Genomic DNA, 19,111 nt, shown 5'->3' on the forward strand with positions numbered 1-19,111 from the left:
ACGAGGGTTAGGCTCGCCGGATGGGGTTCAGCGAACGGGCGCGACGGGTGCGCGACGGGCGTCTGGCACACGGCCGCCGGGTCGCGGCGTTGTGTTCGTGCGTGAGCCAGTACCACCCGATCGGCCACCGGGCGACGTTGAGCTTCCTCGAGGAACTGGCCGGGCCGTACCAGCGACACGAACGAGCCCTGTTGCGTGCTTTGGAGGCGCTGGAAGCCAGTCGCGCGGCCTGGCTTTCGGCGGTCGCCGAGTACGAGAACCTGCGGGTGAAGGAAAAGCGGCTCGGCCGTCGGGTACCGGCGCACGCCTGCCCGCCGCCGGGGAAGGAGAGCGGCCACTGGTACTCGACGGTCCCGCACCTTTCGGAACGCGCGGCCTCGCACGCACGCAAGCTGCGGGCGTCGTGAGTGCCTGGTGGCCGTGTCGCGAAAGCCACTTTCGAGACGTCTGATGTCCCGAAAGTGGCTTTCGCGACACCCTGGATGGCGGCCACGCAACGTCGCCCGAGCGGACAGGGTGGCGCGGGTTGGTCGTGAGTGGCGTTTCGGGTTAGAACCCGAAACGCCACTCACGACCAACCGGACCGACCGCTCAGCCGATGCCCGCCGCGAACACGTGCATCGCGGTGTTCGACGGCAAGGTCACCGCGACGACCTCCTTCCCCGCGGTCAGCGGGACGGAGTTCGCGAACACCCGGTACGGCGTGGTCGGATAGGCCGCCCCGGCGCGGGTGTTCTTGCCCATCACGGTCGCCACCGTCGTCGCGCCGTACTGGGCGGGATCGGCGCAGCACCAGTTCGGGAAGCCGAGTTCGGCCTGGCTCGTGGTGCCGTCGGCATAACGGACGACGACAGTGCCCTTCGCCGTACCCGTACCGGTTCCCGTCAGCACCAGCTTGGCGCCCGTCCCCCGCACCGCGATGGTCTGACCGGACGCGAGGACGTTGTCCTTCTGCCCGGTGCCGGTTTCCGGCCACGTCAACTGGGCGCCGAGGGCGGTGAAGCCCGCGCCGGGTTTGAGACCGGCTTCGGCGAGCCCTTCGGCCCGGAAACTGCTGCCGCCGCCGTCGATGTCCCCCACCGCGACATGGGCCGCGTCGGTGACGCCGATGTTGCCGTAGGCCGCGGCCAGCGAACCGTGCGGGACGGTGACCGTCACCGAGTCGGTGACCCGGTTCTCCCCGAGCCGCGCCTTGTACGACGCCGACGCGGTGAGCTGGTAGTCGTCCGGTTTGATCCCCGCGTCCGGCGTCACCTTCACCGGGACACTCACGGTCTTGCCCGGCATCACCAGCCGAGGACCTGACGGCACCTCGACGCGGAAACCGTTGGCGGGCAAGGAGAACGTGACGTCCCGGACCGGCAGCGGCGTGCCGTTGGTGAAGCTCAGCGTGCCCGTCGCGGCCTGCCCCGGACCGGCGACCGCCGGCACGGACAGGGCGACCGAACCGTTGCGGTCCTCGGGGAAGATCCCGCCGACCGCGCTCGTGCCGAACAGGCGGACGTCCTGACGGTCACCGGCGCCGATCTTGCCGGTCTTGACCCGCGCGACCCCGCCGGTGGCCGGATCGAACCACCAGCCCGACGGTGCCGCGTCCAGCTCGGCCTTGCTGCCGTACTGCCGCAGGACCGACATCCCGGCCAGCACTGTCGCGGGCTTGCTTCCCGTGTGGACGGTCAGCTGGTAGTTCCGCGACGCGGGCTTCCCTGCGTAGGAAACGGAACTCGCGCCGATCCCGACCGTCACCGTGCCCAGCCCGGACGTCGGCGCGTCGACGGTGAACGTCTGCTTCGCCTGGTCGCCGTTCTTGTACGCCCTGGTCACGCCGTCGTCTTCGGTGAGCGTGAACGAGCCCTTGCCCTGCGGGTAGACGTCGAGGTCGAGGACACCCTTGTCCCTCGTCTGCCACGACTTCGTGCCCTCGGCCCACATCGGCACCACGGCACCGGCACGGACGAACAGCGGCAGCGTGTCGAGCGGCGCGTCGTAACCGTCCACAGTGGCCGGTCCGGTGTAGGTCTTGCCGCTCCAGTAGTCGACCCAGGTGCCCTTCGGCAGGTAGATGCCGTTGCGCACGGTGGAGTTCTCGTACACCGGCGCGACGAGGAAGTCCTTGCCGGACAGGAACTCGTACTTCGCCTTCTCGCCCCAGACGTTCGGGTCGTCGGGGTATTCGAGCGCCAGCGGGCGGACCTGGCCGACCCCGGTCTGGTGCGCGTCCACCGAATGGCTGTAGGTGTAGGGCAGCAGCCGTTCCTTGAGCAGCAGGTACTTGCGGTTGATCGAGGTGAACGGCTCGCCGTACTTCCACGGCTGCTTGTCCGACGCGGCCCAGCCGTCCATCGTCATCGAGACCGGCAGGAACGCCTTCCACTGCAGGTCGCGGACGTAGGTCTGCGGGCTGCCGCCGAAGATGCCGTCGATGTCGCCGGTGTTGTACGCGATACCCGAGTTCGTCGCGCCGGCGTAGGTCGGGATCTGCCATTTGATGTAGTCGTACGAACCGGCCTGGTCGCCGCTCCACAACACACCGCAGCGCTGCGCGCCCGCCCAGCTGACCGGCGTCCAGACGAAGCCGCGCGCGTCACTGTTGTCCTCGATGCCCTTGTGGGCGGTGTCGCAAGCGTCCAGCGCGAACTGGTATCCGGGGCCGACCCACGCGACGTCGAGTTTGCGGACCCGGACCCCGGCCTTGACCTCTTCGACCTGGTTCGGGACGCCGTTCTCGGTCCACAGCCCGAGCTGCATGTTGTTCTTGCGGAGGCCTTCGCCGGTCTGCTGGAGGTTCTCGTACCCGCAGCCGTAGCCGTCGTTGACGAGCATCCAGCCGTTGGGCATCCCGTGCTCGGTGTACCCCTCCGCGACCTTCACCGCGTCCAGCGTGTGCCGTTCGCCGCGGTTGGCGTTGTGCAGGTAGCAGTCCGCGTCACCGTGTTCGAGCCCGTAGAGCGGTGGCAGGAAAGGCTTCCCGACCAGGTCGGTGTAGCCGGTGATGACGTCCTTGAGCCCGTTGCCGACGACATACGTCGCGTCGAAGCGGCGCTCGTCGTGGGTGGTGCGCACCGGCTCGGTGAAGGCGTAGGTGCCCTGCGCGAAGGTGTTGCGCAGCACGCCGTATCCCGCCGTGGAGGCGTAGAACGGCTGCGAATTCGGTGCCCCGCCGTCATTCCAGTTGTAGTCGGCGAAGATCCGGATCGTCTGGTCACGGTGGCTGAACCGGCCGTTCTGCTCACCACCGCCGACGAACTGCTCGGCCGCCGTGCGCGCCAGGGTCTGCGTGGTCGCTTTGTCGGTCCAGGACAGCGGCGCCGATTCCTCCCAGAGCCGCTTGCGGTCCGCGCCGTCGTACAGCGCGAGCCGCATCGGGTGCTTGTACGCCCGCAGCGTCGCCTTGGCCGTGGAAACCGCCCAGTAGTCCCCCTTGTCGGTCTTCTTCGGCGTGACCTCGCCGGTGCGCGGCAGCACGATCTTGCTCCCGGCCGGATCGGTGAACTTGCCGTCCGGCCCGAGCCAGACCCGGACGGCGCCTTCGGCCGGGAAGCTGACGCGGACCGCGTCGCTCCCCGAATTCAGGGTGACCGTGGGGCCGTCGGCGGAGATCCCGGTCAGATCGCCCAGTTTGCCCGCCGCGGCCGCGGCGGGATCGGCGTGGGCGGCGACCGGGGAAAGCCCGAGCAGGGCCACTGCGGCCAAACTACCCAGGGATTGCGCAACTCTGCTCATTCGAGACACCTTTCGCGCATGAATACGCAATAGGGTCTCTGTATAGCGCACGGTTCGCGCAAAGTCATCCGCCGAAGCGGTGCTGCCGACTTTCGTCGGGTCGGACGAAGATCCTTATGCCACAAGGGAGCCCAAGTACGTGAAGGCCCCCTTCCTGTACCTAGGCGCAAGGAAGGGGGCCTTCACGTACTTGGGACTAGACGGCTTGGACCTCGACCCCGGCGGCCTCGAAGGCCCGCAGCACCTTCGGATCGGCGTTGGAGTCCGTGACGAGGGCGTGCACCTGCGGCGTCGCGCAGATCCGCGCGAACGCCCGGCGGCCCAGCTTCGAACCGTCGGCGACCGCGACGACGCGTTCCGACCGCTCGACCATCAGCCGGTTGATACTCGCCTCGCCCTCATGGTGGGCGAAGGCGCCGGCCTCGGCGTCGAACGCGTCGACCCCGAGGAACAGCAGGTCGATCGTCAGTTCGCTGAGCACGCGCGTGGCCAGCGGACCACTGAGCTCGAACGACTGCGGGCGCGCGACACCGCCGGTGACCACGATCTTCACATGCGGCCGTACCGCGAGTTCGTGCGCGATGTTCAGCGCGTTGGTGACCACCGTCAGCCCCGGCGAATCACGCAGGCCCGCCAGATCCGACCGCGTCGCGAGCGAACGCGCGACCCCGGCCGTCGTCGTCCCGCCGTTGAGGCCGACCACCATGCCCTGCGCCACGAGCGACGCCGCGGCGACGCTGATCCGCTGTTTCTCGGGCACGTGCCGCGCGGTCTTGTACCGCAACGGCAGGTCGTAGGCGAGGTCGTTGGCCACCGCGCCACCACGGGTGCGGGTGAGCAACTGCTGCTCCGCCAGATGATCGAGATCGCGCCGGATCGTGGCCGCGGAGACGTTCAGCTCCTCGGCCACGTCCTCGACGTCGATTTTCTCCCGCTGCCCCAGCAGGTCCAGCAGGGTGCTCAGCCGTTCGTGCCGGGCCATCGGCGCCACTCCTAGCTCGCTGCGGCCTATCGCGCATGGCGTTGCGCTGTTGGCCACTGTTTCGAGCAGTATGCTGCATCGCGGTTGTCCGCCGCGAGCGGCACGCCGGTCGAGTGGCCCGGCCGGTCACTTCATCCGGAAGTCGTGGTGTTCCGGCAGCGGTTCATCGGAAACCGCCGCCCAGGTGTCCGAAAGCGACGTTTCCCCTTCCCTGATGTTCGCGACCTCGAAACCGTTGTCGTAGACGGCCTTGGCCCCGGCGAGGTCGCCTCGGGCGAGCCGGGTACGCGCGGTCAGGAGGGCGATCCGCCCTTCCACCGGAAGACCGTCCAGCAACTCGCTCGCCTCTTCCGGGAGCCCCGCCGCGAGTTGCGCCGCGATCGCCTCGACCACCAAAGGGCGCAGCGACGGGGCGAGGGCAACCGCCCGCCGGTACAGCCAGGCGGCCTCGTGCCCGGCCGTGGCGACCGCGAGATTCCGCAGCGCCCAAGGGTTCTCGTCCGCCGAAACGGACTCGCGCCAGGCGCGGACCGCGTCCGACTGCCGTCCGGCTGCCCAGTGCGCGACGCCGCGGTGGTACCAGGTCAGCCAGTTCTTCGGGGCGTACTCCAGGAGATCCGCCCAGTACCGGTTCACCAGCGTCGGCGGGGGCACGGTGAGCGGGTCCCCGTCCGGCGGTGCGCCGCCGAGCAGCGCGAGCCACGGCTCCTGGTCCGGACCGAGTGAATCCTCGGGGAACGGCGTGCCGGGCAGGCACATCGGCGCCCGCCGGCTCTCCAGCGCTCCCCAGCCGGAACCGGTGGCCAGGAAGGTTTCCGGGGTGACGTCGGCGATCTTCCGCCAAGCCTCGTGGTACTCGTCCAGCGTCTCGGCCGACGGCAAACCGGCGGCGACGGCCTCGCGAGCCACCGCCCAGTCGCTCCCGTGCACCGCCGCGGGATCCGCGGCGACCGGGCCGTAGGCCTCCAGCCAGTCCCAGCTCTCCCCCGGCGGCAACCGCAGATGCTCCAGCTGGGTGCGAGCCAGACCGGCCTGGATCTCCAGGTAACCGCCCGCGCCGGGCGCCAGCCACTCCTGCCAGCGGCGACCGCCGGCGGACTCGCCCCACAGGAACAGTTTCCGCCCGCGCAAGCGGCCGGTGGACAGCTGGGCGAGCCCTGTCCCGTCCTCTTCGACGGCCGCGACCCACGGTCTTCCGGTCACCTCGAAGAAGTAGTCCGCCGCGGCTTCCGCACGGGACGGATAGGTCAGCTCGCCTGGGACGTCGACCAGGTCGAGGCGTCCCGAATAGCCGTAGTGCCACGCCTGTGTCGCGGGCGCCAGCACGCGGGTGCCCGCGTTCTGCGGCACCGCGATGTTCGACCACCAGTACACCGGGACGTCGCAGGGATGCGGATTCCGCACCCGTACCGCCACCAGCAGCTGGTCCGACCCGTCAGGCAGCCAGAAATCGATCTGGTACGGCAGGTCGCGAGTGCGTTCCCACTCCCACAGGCGCAGCAAGGGCGTACCGTCCGGGCCTTCGATCTCCGCGGCGAACATCGGCTCGCACGTCAGTGTCGTATGCCCGGTGCTCCCGAGGTTCCACTCGACGCCGCCGGCGAACCACGCGTCCCGCAGGGCGAGGTTCGCCGGCTGGAACACCGGGTTGCGGTAGAGCAGCTCACGCCCGGACGGCTTGTGGACCAGCGAATACAGCCGCCCGCCGAGCGACGGCAGCACCGTGGCGCGGAGCTTGTCGTTCTCCAGCACCATCGCCGGAAGCTCGCGTTCGGTGCGCTCGCGCGTGTAGCCGTCCTGCAGCAGGCACGGCAACGTGGTGTCGAGGCGGCCGTACCCGATGTTCTCCGCCAGGTCCGGCGGCAGTTCGTCCACATTGGACACCTTGGCCACCGCTTCGGGTTTCCGTAGCGGTGGCAGCGGGTTCTCCGGTCCCAGCCCGGCGGCCGGGAGCACCAGCCCGGTGCGGTACAGGCGGGTCATGCGTCCGGGAGCCGGTCACCCGTGGCGGCGTCGAACAGGTGCACCGCGCCCGGTTGCGGCGTCAGCGAGATCGGTTCACCACGCTGCCACGGGGCCATGCCAGGGGTGCGGACCGTCAGCACGCGGTCGCCGTCCCGGCAGTAGAGGTACTGGTCGCTGCCGAGTTCCTCGACGACCTCGACGACGGCCTCGAACCCGCCGTCCCCGATCGTCCAGCCCTCGGGCCGGACGCCGACGACGATGCCGGGGCCGGTCAGCGCCGACCGCTGCGCCGGGGTCAGCGGCAGCCGCGTTCCACCGGCGACGGCGCCGTCGGTGTCCACGGTGGTCTCCAGCAGGTTCATCGCGGGCGAGCCGATGAACCCGGCGACGAACACGTTGACCGGCTTGGCGAACAGCCCGACGGGCGTGTCGCACTGCTGCAGGAGCCCGTCCTTCAGCACGGCGACCCGATCGCCCATGGTCATCGCCTCGACCTGGTCGTGCGTGACGTAGAGCGTGGTGATGCCCAGCCGCCGCTGCAGGGACGCGATCTGGGTCCGGGTCTGCACCCGGAGCTTGGCGTCCAGATTGGACAGTGGTTCGTCCATCAGGAAGACGCTGGGCTCGCGCACGATCGCCCGGCCCATCGCGACCCGCTGCCGCTGCCCGCCGGACAGCTTCGCGGGCTTGCGGTCGAGATACTCGGTCAGGTCGAGCACGGCCGCGGCCTCGCGCACCTTGCGTTCGCGTTCGTCTTTGGGCATCTTCGCCAGCTTCAGGTGGAAGCCGATGTTCTCCCCCACCGTCATATGCGGGTACAGCGCGTAGTTCTGGAACACCATCGCGATGTCCCGGTCCTTCGGCGGCAGTTCGGTGACGTCGCGGTCCCCGATGTGGATGGAGCCGTCGTCGACGCCCTCCAGCCCGGCCAGCATCCGCAGCGTGGTCGACTTCCCGCAGCCGGACGGGCCGACCAGCACCAGGAATTCGCCGTCGGAGACCTCGAGATCGAGGCCGTCCACGGCGGGGCGTTCCACCCCGGCGTAGTAGCGGGTGGTGTCGGAAAAGGTCACGGTGGCCATCAGGTCCTACTTTCCGGCGCCGAGGGTCAGGCCGGTGATGATCCGGCGGGCGAGCACGAGGTAGAGCACGAGCATCGGGAGCACGACGATCGCCACCCCGGCGATCAGGCCGCCGTACTCCGACTGGTAGCTCGCGGCCCCGTAGAAGGTGAAGAGCGCGCGGGAGAGCGTGAAATGCGCCTGGTCCTTGAGGAACACGATCGCCAGCAGCGTCTCGTTCCACAGGCCGATGGCGTTCAGCGTCAGCGCGGTGATCATGCCGCCGCGGGTCAGCGGCAGCATGACCGAGAAGAACGTGCGCATCGGCGACGCGCCGTCGAGCGCGGCCGCCTCCTCCAGTTCGTCCGGCAGCGACCGGAAGAAGCCGGTCATCAGGAACACCGTGAACGGGATGGACAGGGCCACGTACAGCACGAACAGGCCGTACTCGTTGTCCATGTGGACTTTGCTCAGCACCACGAACAGCGGGATGATCACGGTCTGGAACGGCACGCCCATGCCGATCGCGACGACGTTCGTCATCGGTCCCGCGCCGCGGACACCCAGCCTGGTCAGGGCGTACGCGCACGGCGCCGAAACGACGACGGTCACGACGGTCGCCAGCCCGACCAGGACCACGGTGGTGAGCACGGCGTCGCCGAAGCCCGCGTTGTTCCAGGCGTAGATGAAGTTCCGGAACGGCTTGCCGACGTTGAACCATTGATACGGCAGGGCGAACGGCTTGGTGAAGATCTCCACCGGCGTCTTGAACGACGCCGTGAGCAGCCAGTACAGCACCAGGATGTTGCCCGCGGTGAACAGCCACACGATCGTGGAGCCCACGACGCGCAACGGACTGAACCGTTTCGAGCCCGGTGCCGGACGCGGTTTCCGCGGCGGCTTGCGCACCGGTTTCGCCGGTCGCCGCGCGGGCGCCTCGACGTCGGTGACGGACATTTCGTCTCCCATAGACAACTCAGAACTGGATCGCGTCACGGCGCATCAAACGACGGAGCAGGACGACGAGCACGGACACCAGCGCGATCATCGCCACCGCGCAGGCGCAGGCGGCACCGAAGTCCGGGGTGCCGTTCGAGCCGAAGGTCCGGTCGAACACGTAGATCCCCAGCGTCCACGCCTCGTTGGGCGGGGCGTAGGTGCCCGGCCCGGCCAGCACGAACACCAGCTCGAAGATCTTGAGCGCGTTGATCGTCCACAGCACCCCGGCGACGCCGACGACGTCCCAGGTCATCGGCAGCGTGATGTTCTTGAACTTCTGCCACGGCGACGCGCCGCCCAGTTCCGCGTCCTCGTAGAGGTACGGCGGGATACGGTCGACCGCGGCCATCAGGATGGTGATGTAGAAGCCCGAACTGGCCCAGATCAGCGATGCCGTCACCACACCGGTCACATTGGACGGTGCGAGGAACTTCGCCGCGTCCGCGCCGAGGCTTTCCAGCACGTAGTTCGCCAGGCCCTGTTTCCCCGGCTGGTACTTGAAGACGAAGCCCAGGAACATCCCGAGCGCCACCGGTGCCACGATGTTCGGGAAGAACAGGATGGCGCGGACGATCTTCCCGCCCTTCATGTCCCGCAGCACCATGGTGAACAGGAAGGCCAGGGCGAACGTGCCGATCCCGCCGAGGAACACGTAGATCAGCGTGTTGCCGAACGCGTACTGGAACGAGTCGCTCGACACCATCTGCGTGTAGTTGGTGACGCCGTTGGGTTTCGGTGTGTCCCCCGCCCCGGCCCAGCTGGTGAAGCTCAGCACCACGGTCGCGATCGTCGGCAGCACCAGGAAGGCCAGGTACAGCACCAGCGCAGGCGCGGCGAACGGCCAGAACAGCCGTTTCTTGCGACGCAGGTGCGCGCCGGCTTTCACGGCCCGTGCCGGAGTCGTCGTGACCGTGGCCATCAACCCTGGTTCTTCCAGAACTCGGCGCCCTTGGTGGCGAGCTGGTCCACGAACTGCTCCGGGGTGATCTGGCCCTTCAGCAGCGCGATGTCGGCCGGGTCGAAGACGTCGGTCTGCCATTTGCCGCCGGCGATGCCGTCGATCCCGTCGTACTGCAGGACGTGTTCCTTCTTCGGGTCGTCCAGCGCGGCCTTGACCTGCTTGAGGTCGTCCGGCACGGCGAGGTCGGCGCGCGGCACGAGGTTGTCGGCCACCGCGGGGATCCCGGAAAGCAGGTCCTTGTTGAGGAAGTAGGCGATGAACGCCTTGGCAGCCTCGGCGTGCTTGGCCTTCTTGGTCACCGAGAAGCCGATCGACATCTGCTCGACGGTGTCGTGCGTGGCGCCCGCGGGCATCGGGAACTGGAAGGAGCCGTAGTTGATCTTCGTCCCGGCGCCCTGCTTGTCCAGGTATTCGCGGGTCTCGCTCGGCGCCCAGCTGCCGACATAGAGGAAACGGGAGTCGCCGTCGGCCCAGCGCTGCTGCACCTGCGGGAACTTCGCCGCGTCCCAGCCGTCGATGAAGTGCTTGGGCAGCTTCGCGGTTTCGGCGGCGGCCTTGAGGAAACCGGGCTCGGTCTTCCACGCCTGGCCGGTCTTGTCGGTGGCCGCCTTGTAGATGCCGCCCGCGCCGACGTAGCGCTCGGCGAGCTGGGTGAAGAAGTACATGTTGTAGAACGGGATATCGCCGTCGAGGCTGATCGCGGACTTGCCGTCGGCCTTGGCCTTGTCGAACAGGCCGATCAGCTCGTCCATCGTCTTCGGCTGCTGGATGTCGCCGGCGGTGTCCTTGTTGAACCACCAGGCGCTCGACTGGATCGTGTACGGGACCATGAAGTTGTGGCCCTCGCGGTCCTTGTTCTGCGGGAAGTCGTACGAGCTGGGCGAAAGCACGTCCTTGACGGTCTTGTCACCCTCGCCGACCTTCATCGCGAAAACGTCGTCGACGCTCTGCGTGCCGCCCGGCGTCATGATCGCGGCGCCGACCTTGCTGACGTCCTGATCGAACAGGTCCGGCACGGCGTCGGTGTTCAGCGCGGGCACCAGGTTCTGGGTGTAGGCCTTGCGGCCCAGCCACTGCACGTCGACCTTGACGCCGGTCTTCTCCTGGAAACATTTGAAGGCCTTCTGCAGGACCTTGCCTTGCGGCTCGTCGGCCGTCCACATGGACCAGTACGTGAATTCCTTGTCCGTGGCGGGTTTCACCCCCGCTTCGGGACAGGGCGCGTTGAGGAACTGGTCGACGCCAGGGAGGGCGTTCTCGCCGGTGCCTCCGGCCGTGTCCCCGCCGCCGCATCCCGCGAGCAGGAGCGCCGCCCCTGCCGTCAATGCCGTGAGCCTGCCTACCCGCATCCGCCACCACCTGGATCGAAGATCACACAAGTTCTGCTTGTTATTGCGCAGTTTCGTAAGGTTTCGCGCACATGTCAACACTCAATCGCGCAAAGTCTGCTTAATCGTCACCTTGACCGGTTCAACCCTGATCAAGCTTGAGCACTCCCAAGAGCCGCCGCACCTCGACGGCGACCGCGGCCCGTCCGGCACCGAGGTACTTCCGCGGGTCCACCCGGTCCGGATGCGCACGCCAATCGTCCGCGACGGCCGCGGTGAACACCTTGTTGAGCTGGGTGGCGATATTGATCTTCGTCATCCCGGCGCGCACCGCTTCGGCCAGCCCGTCGTCGGGCACGCCGGACGAACCGTGCAGCACCAGCGGCACCGGGACCCGCTCCTTCAGCCGTGCGATCAGCTCGAAGTCCAGCGCGGCGTCGCGGGTGAGCATGGCGTGCGAACTGCCCACCGCCACCGCCAGCGCGTCGACGCCGGTGGACGCGACGAACTCCGCCGCCTCGTCCGGATCGGTGCGCGCGCCGGGTGCGTGGACGCCGTCCTTGCCCCCGACCTCGCCGAGTTCGGCTTCGACCCACACTCCGTGGTCGTGGCAGTACGCGGCGACTTCACGCGTCACGCGTACGTTGTCGGTGTAGTCCAGTTTGGACGCGTCGAACATGACGGAGCCGAAGCCGAGCGATACGGCCTCACGGACAAGGTCGGCCGATTCGGCGTGGTCGAGATGCACCGCGACCGGCATGGCCGCATCCCTGGCCGCGGCCAGCGCCGCCGTGCCGACCGGCACCAGTGAGCCGTGGTATTTCACGGCGTTCTGGCTCAGCTGCACGATCACCGGCGCTTCCGCCTCGGCGGCCCCGTCGACGATCGCGGTGATGTGTTCGAGCTGGATCGCGTTGAACGCGCCGCAGCCTTGCCGGGCCGACGCGGCGGCTCCGACGATCTCCCCGGTTCCCACCAGAGGCATGACGGTTTCTCCTAATCCGGGCGGGCGCGCACGGCGACCAGCCCCTGTTCGGCTTGGTAGTGCGCGAGGTCGACGTCGCCGGCGAGCGGGCCGAGCACGGCCGCGCCGGACAGCGCGACGGCCCGGCGCAGGATGTCCGGCCACGATTCGCCTTCGCTCAAGCCCAGTGCGAGCGCCGCGACGACGGCGTCGCCCGCGCCGGTGGTGTTGCCACGCAGCACAGTGGATGGTGCCGCGTGCCAGCTGCCGGAGCCGGTCACCGCCAGCAGCCCCTCGGAGCCCAGCGAGACGACGACGGCGCCCGCTCCCGCCCTGCGGAGTTCGGCCGCGGCGGCCACCGGGTCCCGCAGGCCGGTGACCTCGCGCAGTTCGTCGGCGTTCGGCTTGACCACGGACGGCCGTCCGGCCAAGCCGTCGAGCAGGGCTTGGCCGGAAGTGTCCAAAATGGACTCAGAGTCTCCGAGGAGGTCCGCGTAGCTCCCGGCTCCCGGCGGGAGGCTGCCCGAACAGACGAGCACATCCGGTTTCCGGGTTCGAACGGACGCCGCAAACGCTTGCCACTCGTCTTCGGCGAGCCGGGGACCGGGCTCGTTCAGCAGCGTGACCGAACCGTCGTCCGCCAGGACCGTGGTGGTGCGCCGGGTCTCCCCGCCGATCGGGACGACCTCGGCCGGAATGCCCGCCGCCGCGAGGTCGTCCTCGACGACGGACCCCGTCGCACCACCGGCGGTGAGGATCGCGCGGACGTCGGCACCGAGCGCGCGCAGCACACGGGCGACGTTGACACCCTTGCCGCCCGCCCGGTGCCGCACGTCCCTCACCCGATGCACCTCGCCCGGCCGGAGACCGTCCACCGTGTACGTGACGTCCAGCGCGGTGTTCGGCGTGACGGTGACGATCACGGCGGCCTCAGGTCAGGACGACGGAACGGGTGAGACTGCGGGGGTTGTCCGGGTCGAGCCCCTTGCGGGCGGCGATCGCCCCGGCGACGCGCTGCGCGCGGACCAGGTCGGCAAGCGGGTCCAGGCCGCTCTCGACGAACAGGCCGCCCGCGCGGGCGACGTCCTCGGCCAGCCCCTCCGGCGCCTGCCCGAACATCCAGGTCACGCGGCCGGGTTCGCTGATGCTGATCGGGCCGTGCCGGTAGTCCCACGCCGGATACGACTCGGTCCACAGCAGACAGGCTTCGCGGAACTTGAGCGCCGCTTCGTTCGCGATGCCCACCGACCAGCCGGTGCCGAGGAAACTGAACTGCTCCGCGCTCACCAGTTCTTCGGGCAACGGTTCGGCGAGCACGCGTTCGGCCTGATCGGCGACCGCGGTCAGGTCCTCGCCGAGGTGCGCCCGCAGCATCGCCAGCGCGGTCGTGGCGAAGCGGGTCTGCACGACCGAGCGTTCGTCCACGACGGACAGGTCGACGATCGTGTCCGCAGCGTTCTCGATCTCGGGCGGCACGCCGGTGATCGCGATGGTCGGCGTCTTGCCCCGCAGCTTCGCCAGCAGGGCGTGGACCTCGGTCGTCGTACCCGACCGGGTCAGCGCCACGACATGGTCGTAGCCACGACCCACCGGGAATTCCGACGCGGCGAAGGCGTCGGTCTCGCCGAGCCCCGCGGACTCGCGAAGGACGGCGTACGCCTGCCCGATGAACCACGACGTGCCGCAGCCGACGATCGCGACCCGCGCGCCCGGCGGCGGCAGCAGATCACTGTTCGCCGAGGCCAGGGCCGCCGCGTCCCGCCAGCAGCCGGGCTGGCTCGCGATCTCCGCCGCCATGAAGGTCCCGCTCATGAACTCCCCATCCGTGCCAGTTGTGCGCAATAGCTGTCACGTTAGGTGCAGTTTTGTGCAACGTCAATGCTCTGTTAGCGCACTTTCACGCAATTGTCCCGCTCAGATGTGCAGGATGGCCCGGTCACCTACCCGGATCGTCTCGCTGCCCACGGCCGCCAGACCCGTCGACGGCGCCGAGATCCTCGCGGACCTCCTGCGCCAGTGACCGGCGTCACTTCGAAAGCTGTCACAACCTCCTCGGCCGGATCGTCATGTGTGCAGAAACCGACGGAGAGGAAAGATCATGGAAGCGCGCTTCAACCTGTTCGAGAACGAGGTCGCCGTCAAGTTCGTCAAGCGCCTCGGCGCCGCGAGCCGCCCGATCGAGGAGTCCTCGCTGCCGCACGCGACCCAGGAGCTGGTGAAGCTGCGCGCCAGCCAGATCAACGGCTGCGGCTTCTGCACCGACATGCACAGCAAGGACGCCGCGCACGCCGGCGAGACCTCGGTGCGGCTCAACCTGGTCGCCGCCTGGAGGGAGGCGAAGGTGTTCACCGAGGCGGAGCGCGCGGCACTGGCGCTCACCGAGGAGGGCACCCGCATCTCCGACGCGCACGGCGGCGTCAGCGAGGAGACCTGGGCCGACGTGCGCAAGCACTACAACGACGACGAGATCGGCGCGCTGATCTCGCTGGTGGCCACGATCAACGCGTACAACCGGCTCAACGTCATCGCGGGAACCTCGGCAGGCGACTACCAGCCCGGCATGTTCGGCTGAGCCCCGCGTTCACCGACAACAGGATTGCCTCGCCGGACAACGATTCTGGACATTCCCGGTGCTAAACCTTCGGAAACCGCGATCCTTCCGGAGGTTCAGCCCGTGGAACTCGATGTCCGCTTCTTCCCCGTGACCGGCACCCACCAGCTCAGCAACGATCTCGTCGGACTGCGCGCGAACTTCCACTACGGCTCGGGGAACGTGCTGGAGCAGCACTACGCGGACAAGACGACGATGATCTGGACCGGCGTGTCCGGCGACTTCACCGGCGTCCGGCAGAAGGAAAAGACGCTGCGCGTGTTCGCGGTCGGTCCCGCCCAGTATTTCGTGACCTGGTACGAAACCGGGACCGTCGCGACGGCCGCGCACGGCGAGATCTTCGACGGCGGCTACCCCATCACGGTGATGGCGGACTTCGAACGCCTCGTCGCGACGGCGGCTTACACGAATCCCCGCGAAGACGGCGGACAGTATTTCCTGGTCGACCAGGCGACCATCGAGATCCTGGACAAGCCGCACGGATGGCCTTCCTTCCCGGCCACTCGCGCCTGAGGTTCCGGGCACGTTGCGACAGGCATCAACGGGCGACCGGCCAGGTCCCTGCCGCGCTTGGTGCTGACCGGTGTCATGCAAGTGTTCGGCCTATGTTCTGAGGTGCATGGTGTTGCGTCTGGGTTGGCCGGTGGGGTCGAGGTAGGCGGGTGCGGTGAATTCGGGGAGTCCGTCTTGGGCGATCTGGACTTTCCATTCGCTGCGGTGGATCAGCCGGTGATGCTTCGTGCACAAGAGCACCAAATTGTCGATCTTCGTCTCACCGTGGTGCCGCCAGAAAACAATATGGTGCGCCGTACACCGTGGCACCGGCATATCGCACCCCGGAAAAGCACAGCCACCATCACGAAGGGTCAAAGCGTACTTCTGCGCCAGGGACACGGTACGTTTCGACCGGCCGATGTCCAAAGGCTCACCCGCGGTACCCAGAACGCCAGGCCGGACACGAGCATCACAAGCCAGGATCCGGGCGTCGGTAGCGCTGATCGGCCCCACCAGATCCAGATGCGCTTCGCCGATGTCCCGGATCAGGTCCTCGTACGACATGGTGACGAGAATGTGGGTGGCTTCCCCGGCTTGACCGGGCAAGTTCCGGCTGGTGGTCTTTAGCCGCACATAGTCGGTGAAGGCGTCGCCGTAGCGTTCGTCATGGGTACGGGAGTCACGGATTCCGTCGATGGCTTTGTGGGGTTTGGCCATGGGGTCGAGGTCGGACTTCAACCGGGCATACGTTTCCAGGTCGAGGGTGCCCTTCAGGCCGAGGGTGCCGTCACGGTGCTTGACGAACCGCAGTTCCGGACGACCATCTTTGGGGTCCTCGTTGCGGGACTCTTTCCCATCGGGATCGAGCTCGTCCAGCAGCCGCCGCCCGGCCTGCGCGATCGCCCGCGGCCCAGCGTGGCGAGCGAGATCCACGAGGATCTTCTCCCCGCCCCGCACGTCCTCTTCCGGGATGATGGAAGGGATCCGGGCGAGGGTCTTGATGATCGCATCGATCTGCGAACCCCCGATCGCGCCCTCCGCGGAAGCAGCAGCAGTCAACGGCGCCAAAGGCGGAGCAGGATCACCGCCGATAGAAGGGCCGGGATGCAGAGCCAGGACCCGGTCGGCCCGATCGTCGGCTTCCTTCGCGGTGACACGGAAATCCTCATAGATCATCGACGCCAGCGTCGAATGACCCGAGCAGCCACGAACCCCACGGATGTTGATCTCCGCCAAGATCGCGTTCTGCTCCGCGTCCAGCTGCCGCTTGAGGACTTCGAGTTCCTGCTTGCGGGCATGCAGCACCGCCGTGTCGGCACGCCACCACTCGGTGGATGTCGTCGGGGATGCGCTGTCGCTGGCCACAAGATCAATAGTACACCGATTCGAACACCTGTGCTATCAACCGAATGGATAGGTGACTCCAACCGAAGGAAAGAGGCGCGAGCGATAAAGGTGGCTATTGCGGAGAAGGTCAAAGGTGCCGTATTCGGGCGATCTCGCGTGATCAGACGGCGATCACTCGTGATCAGGGACGGAACTCGAGTGATCAGCCGACGTTCACCGGAGTCTCACGACGCTTTCGTCCCAAGAGAGCCAGCGCCGCTCACGAGGCCCAGCAGCAGGGGCCGGACCGAAAGACTAGGCGCGGGCGAACAAGCGCCGAGCGCGCAGAGCCAAAGCCCACACCCTCGGCCGCTCCCATACTGGCTTTCCAGCCGAGATGAGGAGCACCGCATGAGCCGAGACGACACGTCGCTCGCCAAGAATGTCCTGGGCGTGCCAGGAATCGTGTTCCTCGTGCTCGCCGCTGTCGCGCCACTGACCGGAATGATCGTCATCGCGGCCATCGGCATCGCGGTCGGGAACGGCGGCGGCATGGTCGCGGCGTTCCTGCTGGCCACGGTCGTACTGCTGCTGTTCGCGGTCGGCTACGCGCAGATGTCGCGGGTGCTCACCAGCGCGGGCGGCTTCTACGCCTTTGTGGTCAAGGGGCTGGGCCGGACTCCTGGGCTCGTCGCCGGGTTCGTCGCGATGCTCGGCTACAACTGTTTCGTGGCGGGCGCGATCGGCACGAGCGGCTTCTTCACCTCCACGGCGATCGACGACGTCTTCGGGCTCAAACTCGATTGGCTCTTCTGGAGCGCGCTTTCGGTCGTGCTGGTCCTCCTGCTCAGCCGTCGCGGCATCGCGGTCAGCGCGAAAATACTGGGAGCCTCGCTGATCCTCGAGGTGTCGATCCTGCTGATCATGGACTTCAGCGTGCTGTTCCGGCACGGTTTCTCGTTCGCGGCGTTCAGCCCGTCCGTCATGTTCCAGGGTGCGAGCGGCCTGGCGTTGTTGTTCGCCGCCAACGCTTTCATCGGGTTCGAGGCGACGGCCTTGTTCGGCGAGGAGGCCAAGGATCCCAAGCGGACGATCCCGCGGGCGACCTACATCGCCATCGGGTTCATCGGGGTGTTCGCCGCGTTCACGACCTGGGCGGTGGTCAGCGCGATCGGTGCCGAGCAGGCGCAGGACGTGGCCGCGGCGCATCTGTCGAGCGGGGATCTCGTGCTCTCGGTCGCTCAGGAGTACCTCGGCGGCCCGCTGACCAAGGTGATGTTGCTGCTTCTGGTGGTCAGCCTGTTCGCGGCCCTGCTGGCGCTGCACAATTCGGCGACCCGGTACCTGTACGCGCTGGGCAGGGTCGGCGTGCTGCCGCGCCTGCTGGGCAAGACCGATCGGCGCAACGGCGCACCGCGTTACGCCTCGATCGTCCAGCTGGCCTTCGGTTCGTTGGTGGCGCTGGCTTTCCGGCTCTCCGGGCTCGACCCGGTCGCCGACCTCACCGCGAGCATGACCGGCTTCGGCACCCTGGGCATCCTCACCCTGCAGCTGTTCGCGGCGGTGGCGATCCTGGTGTACTTCCGCCGGACACGGGACCGCCGGGTCGTGAAGACGCTGATCGCCCCCGGACTGGGCGCGGTGGGGCTCGGGCTCATCGTGACGCTGGCGATCCTCAACTTCCCGACGCTCGCCGGGTCGAGCAACGGCGTCGTCCCGCTGCTGCCGTGGTTGCTGCTGATCGTCGCGCTGGCCGGGCTCGCGCTCGCCGGCTGGCTGCGCCGGTTCCGCCCCGCGGTGTACGCGGCGCTGGAGTCCGACCTGGAACGCGAACCGTCAGACGTTGTTGGTCAGTGAGAGATTGAAGGAGTAGCGCGAGGCCCGGTACACGTGCCATCCGTGTTCCACGACCCTGCCGGATTCGTCGTAGGTGGTGCGCCGCATGGTGAGCAGCGCCGCTCCCGGCTTCTCGTCCAGCAGTTCGGCGTCCTCCTCGGTCGCCTGGCGGGCGCCGACGTTCTGCTGAGCGGCGTGCAACCGGACACCCGCCGAACGCAGTAACTGGTAGAGACCCTTGTCCCGCAGCTCGTCGTCGGCCGGGTCGATGATGCCGTCCGGCAGGTAGTTGTTCATGATCGCCAGCGGTTCGCCGCCGGTCGAACGCACCCGCTTCAGCCGCCGGACGCGAGCCAGGCCCGGCGTCTCGAGGTGCTCGATCGCCTCGTCGCCCGCGGGCTCGACCCGGTTGATCAGCACGACGGACTCCGGCTTGTCCCCGATTTCGCTGAGATCGTCGAATAGGCTGCTCAACCGCAGCGGCCGGGCGACCTTCGTGCGGACGACCTGGGTGCCGACACCGCGTTTGCGGACGAGCAGCCCCTGATTGACCAGCGATTGGATCGCCTGGCGGATGGTCGGCCGGGACAGGTGCAGCCGCGCGGCCAGATCCAGTTCGTTGTCCAGCCTGGCGCCGTTCGGCAGCCTGCCGTCTTCGATCGCGGCGCCGAGTTGCCGGGCGACCTGGGAGTACAGCGGCTCAGGGCCGTTCGGATCCACCACGATCTCACCGGGCACCCAGGGTTTCATGCGCGGAGCCTATCGTGGCCCGCCACTATGACCTTATGTCCATATGTCTTGACAAAGTCTTCCGGCTCTTGCGATGGTCGGGGCATCACGCGAGCCGGAAGGAACAAAGG

Annotated in this window: 16 protein-coding genes; 4 read left to right on the forward strand and 12 right to left on the reverse strand. The window is 68.0% G+C overall.

What is annotated here, in order from left to right; translation table 11 throughout:
• Nucleotides 1-20: 20 nt before the first annotated feature.
• Nucleotides 21-407: a hypothetical protein gene (locus AMYAL_RS45550; RefSeq protein WP_020629783.1), complete on the forward strand. Its 387-nt coding sequence runs from the start codon at nucleotides 21-23 to the stop codon at nucleotides 405-407.
• A 184-nt stretch (nucleotides 408-591) separates the two neighbouring features.
• Here AMYAL_RS45550 and AMYAL_RS0102825 read toward each other — a convergent pair whose 3' ends face one another.
• From AMYAL_RS0102825 to AMYAL_RS0102870, 10 genes are all read right to left on the reverse strand, one after another.
• Nucleotides 592-3,723 (reverse strand): TIM-barrel domain-containing protein, encoded by a 3,132-nt coding sequence (locus AMYAL_RS0102825; protein WP_245192770.1) that lies wholly within the window; start codon nucleotides 3,721-3,723, stop codon nucleotides 592-594.
• Nucleotides 3,724-3,919: 196 nt separating this feature from the next.
• Nucleotides 3,920-4,705 carry a DeoR/GlpR family DNA-binding transcription regulator gene (locus tag AMYAL_RS0102830; RefSeq protein WP_020629785.1) on the reverse strand — a complete coding sequence of 262 codons (786 nt, stop codon included), beginning with the start codon at nucleotides 4,703-4,705 and terminating at the stop codon, nucleotides 3,920-3,922.
• Between the two features lie 126 nt (nucleotides 4,706-4,831).
• Complete coding sequence (locus AMYAL_RS0102835) at nucleotides 4,832-6,688, reverse strand: DUF5107 domain-containing protein (protein WP_020629786.1); 1,857 nt, start codon at nucleotides 6,686-6,688, stop codon at nucleotides 4,832-4,834.
• On the reverse strand, nucleotides 6,685-7,752 hold the full coding sequence (locus tag AMYAL_RS0102840) for an ABC transporter ATP-binding protein (RefSeq protein ID WP_020629787.1): 1,068 nt from the start codon (nucleotides 7,750-7,752) through the stop codon (nucleotides 6,685-6,687). The genes AMYAL_RS0102835 and AMYAL_RS0102840 overlap by 4 nt, the downstream gene beginning before the upstream one ends.
• A 6-nt stretch (nucleotides 7,753-7,758) precedes the next feature.
• A complete protein-coding gene (locus tag AMYAL_RS0102845) occupies nucleotides 7,759-8,688 on the reverse strand; it encodes a carbohydrate ABC transporter permease (protein WP_020629788.1) in 930 nt (309 codons plus the stop codon).
• Between the two features lie 19 nt (nucleotides 8,689-8,707).
• Nucleotides 8,708-9,649, reverse strand: a complete 942-nt coding sequence (locus AMYAL_RS0102850) for a carbohydrate ABC transporter permease (protein ID WP_020629789.1) — start codon at nucleotides 9,647-9,649, stop codon at nucleotides 8,708-8,710.
• Complete coding sequence (locus AMYAL_RS0102855; protein ID WP_039793770.1) at nucleotides 9,649-11,040, reverse strand: ABC transporter substrate-binding protein; 1,392 nt, start codon at nucleotides 11,038-11,040, stop codon at nucleotides 9,649-9,651. The genes AMYAL_RS0102850 and AMYAL_RS0102855 overlap by 1 nt, the downstream gene beginning before the upstream one ends.
• A 121-nt stretch (nucleotides 11,041-11,161) precedes the next feature.
• Nucleotides 11,162-12,004 (reverse strand): class II fructose-bisphosphate aldolase, encoded by an 843-nt coding sequence (locus AMYAL_RS0102860; RefSeq protein WP_020629791.1) that lies wholly within the window; start codon nucleotides 12,002-12,004, stop codon nucleotides 11,162-11,164.
• A gap of 11 nt (nucleotides 12,005-12,015) precedes the next feature.
• On the reverse strand, nucleotides 12,016-12,906 hold the full coding sequence (locus AMYAL_RS0102865) for a 1-phosphofructokinase family hexose kinase (protein WP_020629792.1): 891 nt from the start codon (nucleotides 12,904-12,906) through the stop codon (nucleotides 12,016-12,018).
• A gap of 7 nt (nucleotides 12,907-12,913) precedes the next feature.
• Nucleotides 12,914-13,795: an SIS domain-containing protein gene (locus AMYAL_RS0102870; RefSeq protein WP_020629793.1), complete on the reverse strand. Its 882-nt coding sequence runs from the start codon at nucleotides 13,793-13,795 to the stop codon at nucleotides 12,914-12,916.
• 286 nt (nucleotides 13,796-14,081) lie between these two features.
• Here AMYAL_RS0102870 and AMYAL_RS0102875 point away from each other — a divergent pair, with 286 nt between their 5' ends.
• Both AMYAL_RS0102875 and AMYAL_RS0102880 read left to right on the forward strand, forming a co-directional pair.
• A complete protein-coding gene (locus AMYAL_RS0102875; protein ID WP_020629794.1) occupies nucleotides 14,082-14,555 on the forward strand; it encodes a carboxymuconolactone decarboxylase family protein in 474 nt (157 codons plus the stop codon).
• Between the two features lie 102 nt (nucleotides 14,556-14,657).
• Nucleotides 14,658-15,107 carry a MoaF C-terminal domain-containing protein gene (locus tag AMYAL_RS0102880; protein WP_020629795.1) on the forward strand — a complete coding sequence of 150 codons (450 nt, stop codon included), beginning with the start codon at nucleotides 14,658-14,660 and terminating at the stop codon, nucleotides 15,105-15,107.
• Between the two features lie 90 nt (nucleotides 15,108-15,197).
• Here the strand turns inward: AMYAL_RS0102880 and AMYAL_RS0102885 are convergent, their stop codons facing one another.
• Nucleotides 15,198-16,454: an HNH endonuclease signature motif containing protein gene (locus AMYAL_RS0102885; RefSeq protein WP_026466689.1), complete on the reverse strand. Its 1,257-nt coding sequence runs from the start codon at nucleotides 16,452-16,454 to the stop codon at nucleotides 15,198-15,200.
• Between the two features lie 372 nt (nucleotides 16,455-16,826).
• Between AMYAL_RS0102885 and AMYAL_RS0102890 the strand changes: the two genes are divergently transcribed.
• Complete coding sequence (locus tag AMYAL_RS0102890) at nucleotides 16,827-18,272, forward strand: APC family permease (RefSeq protein WP_020629797.1); 1,446 nt, start codon at nucleotides 16,827-16,829, stop codon at nucleotides 18,270-18,272.
• Here the strand turns inward: AMYAL_RS0102890 and AMYAL_RS0102895 are convergent.
• The gene (locus AMYAL_RS0102895) at nucleotides 18,252-19,001 is read right to left on the reverse strand and encodes a GntR family transcriptional regulator (protein ID WP_020629798.1); all 750 of its coding nucleotides are present in this window, start codon (nucleotides 18,999-19,001) and stop codon (nucleotides 18,252-18,254) included. The genes AMYAL_RS0102890 and AMYAL_RS0102895 overlap by 21 nt on opposite strands.
• Nucleotides 19,002-19,111: the final 110 nt, after the last annotated feature.

The sequence above is a fragment of the Amycolatopsis alba DSM 44262 genome (assembly GCF_000384215.1).
In the GTDB taxonomy this organism is placed as follows: domain Bacteria; phylum Actinomycetota; class Actinomycetes; order Mycobacteriales; family Pseudonocardiaceae; genus Amycolatopsis; species Amycolatopsis alba.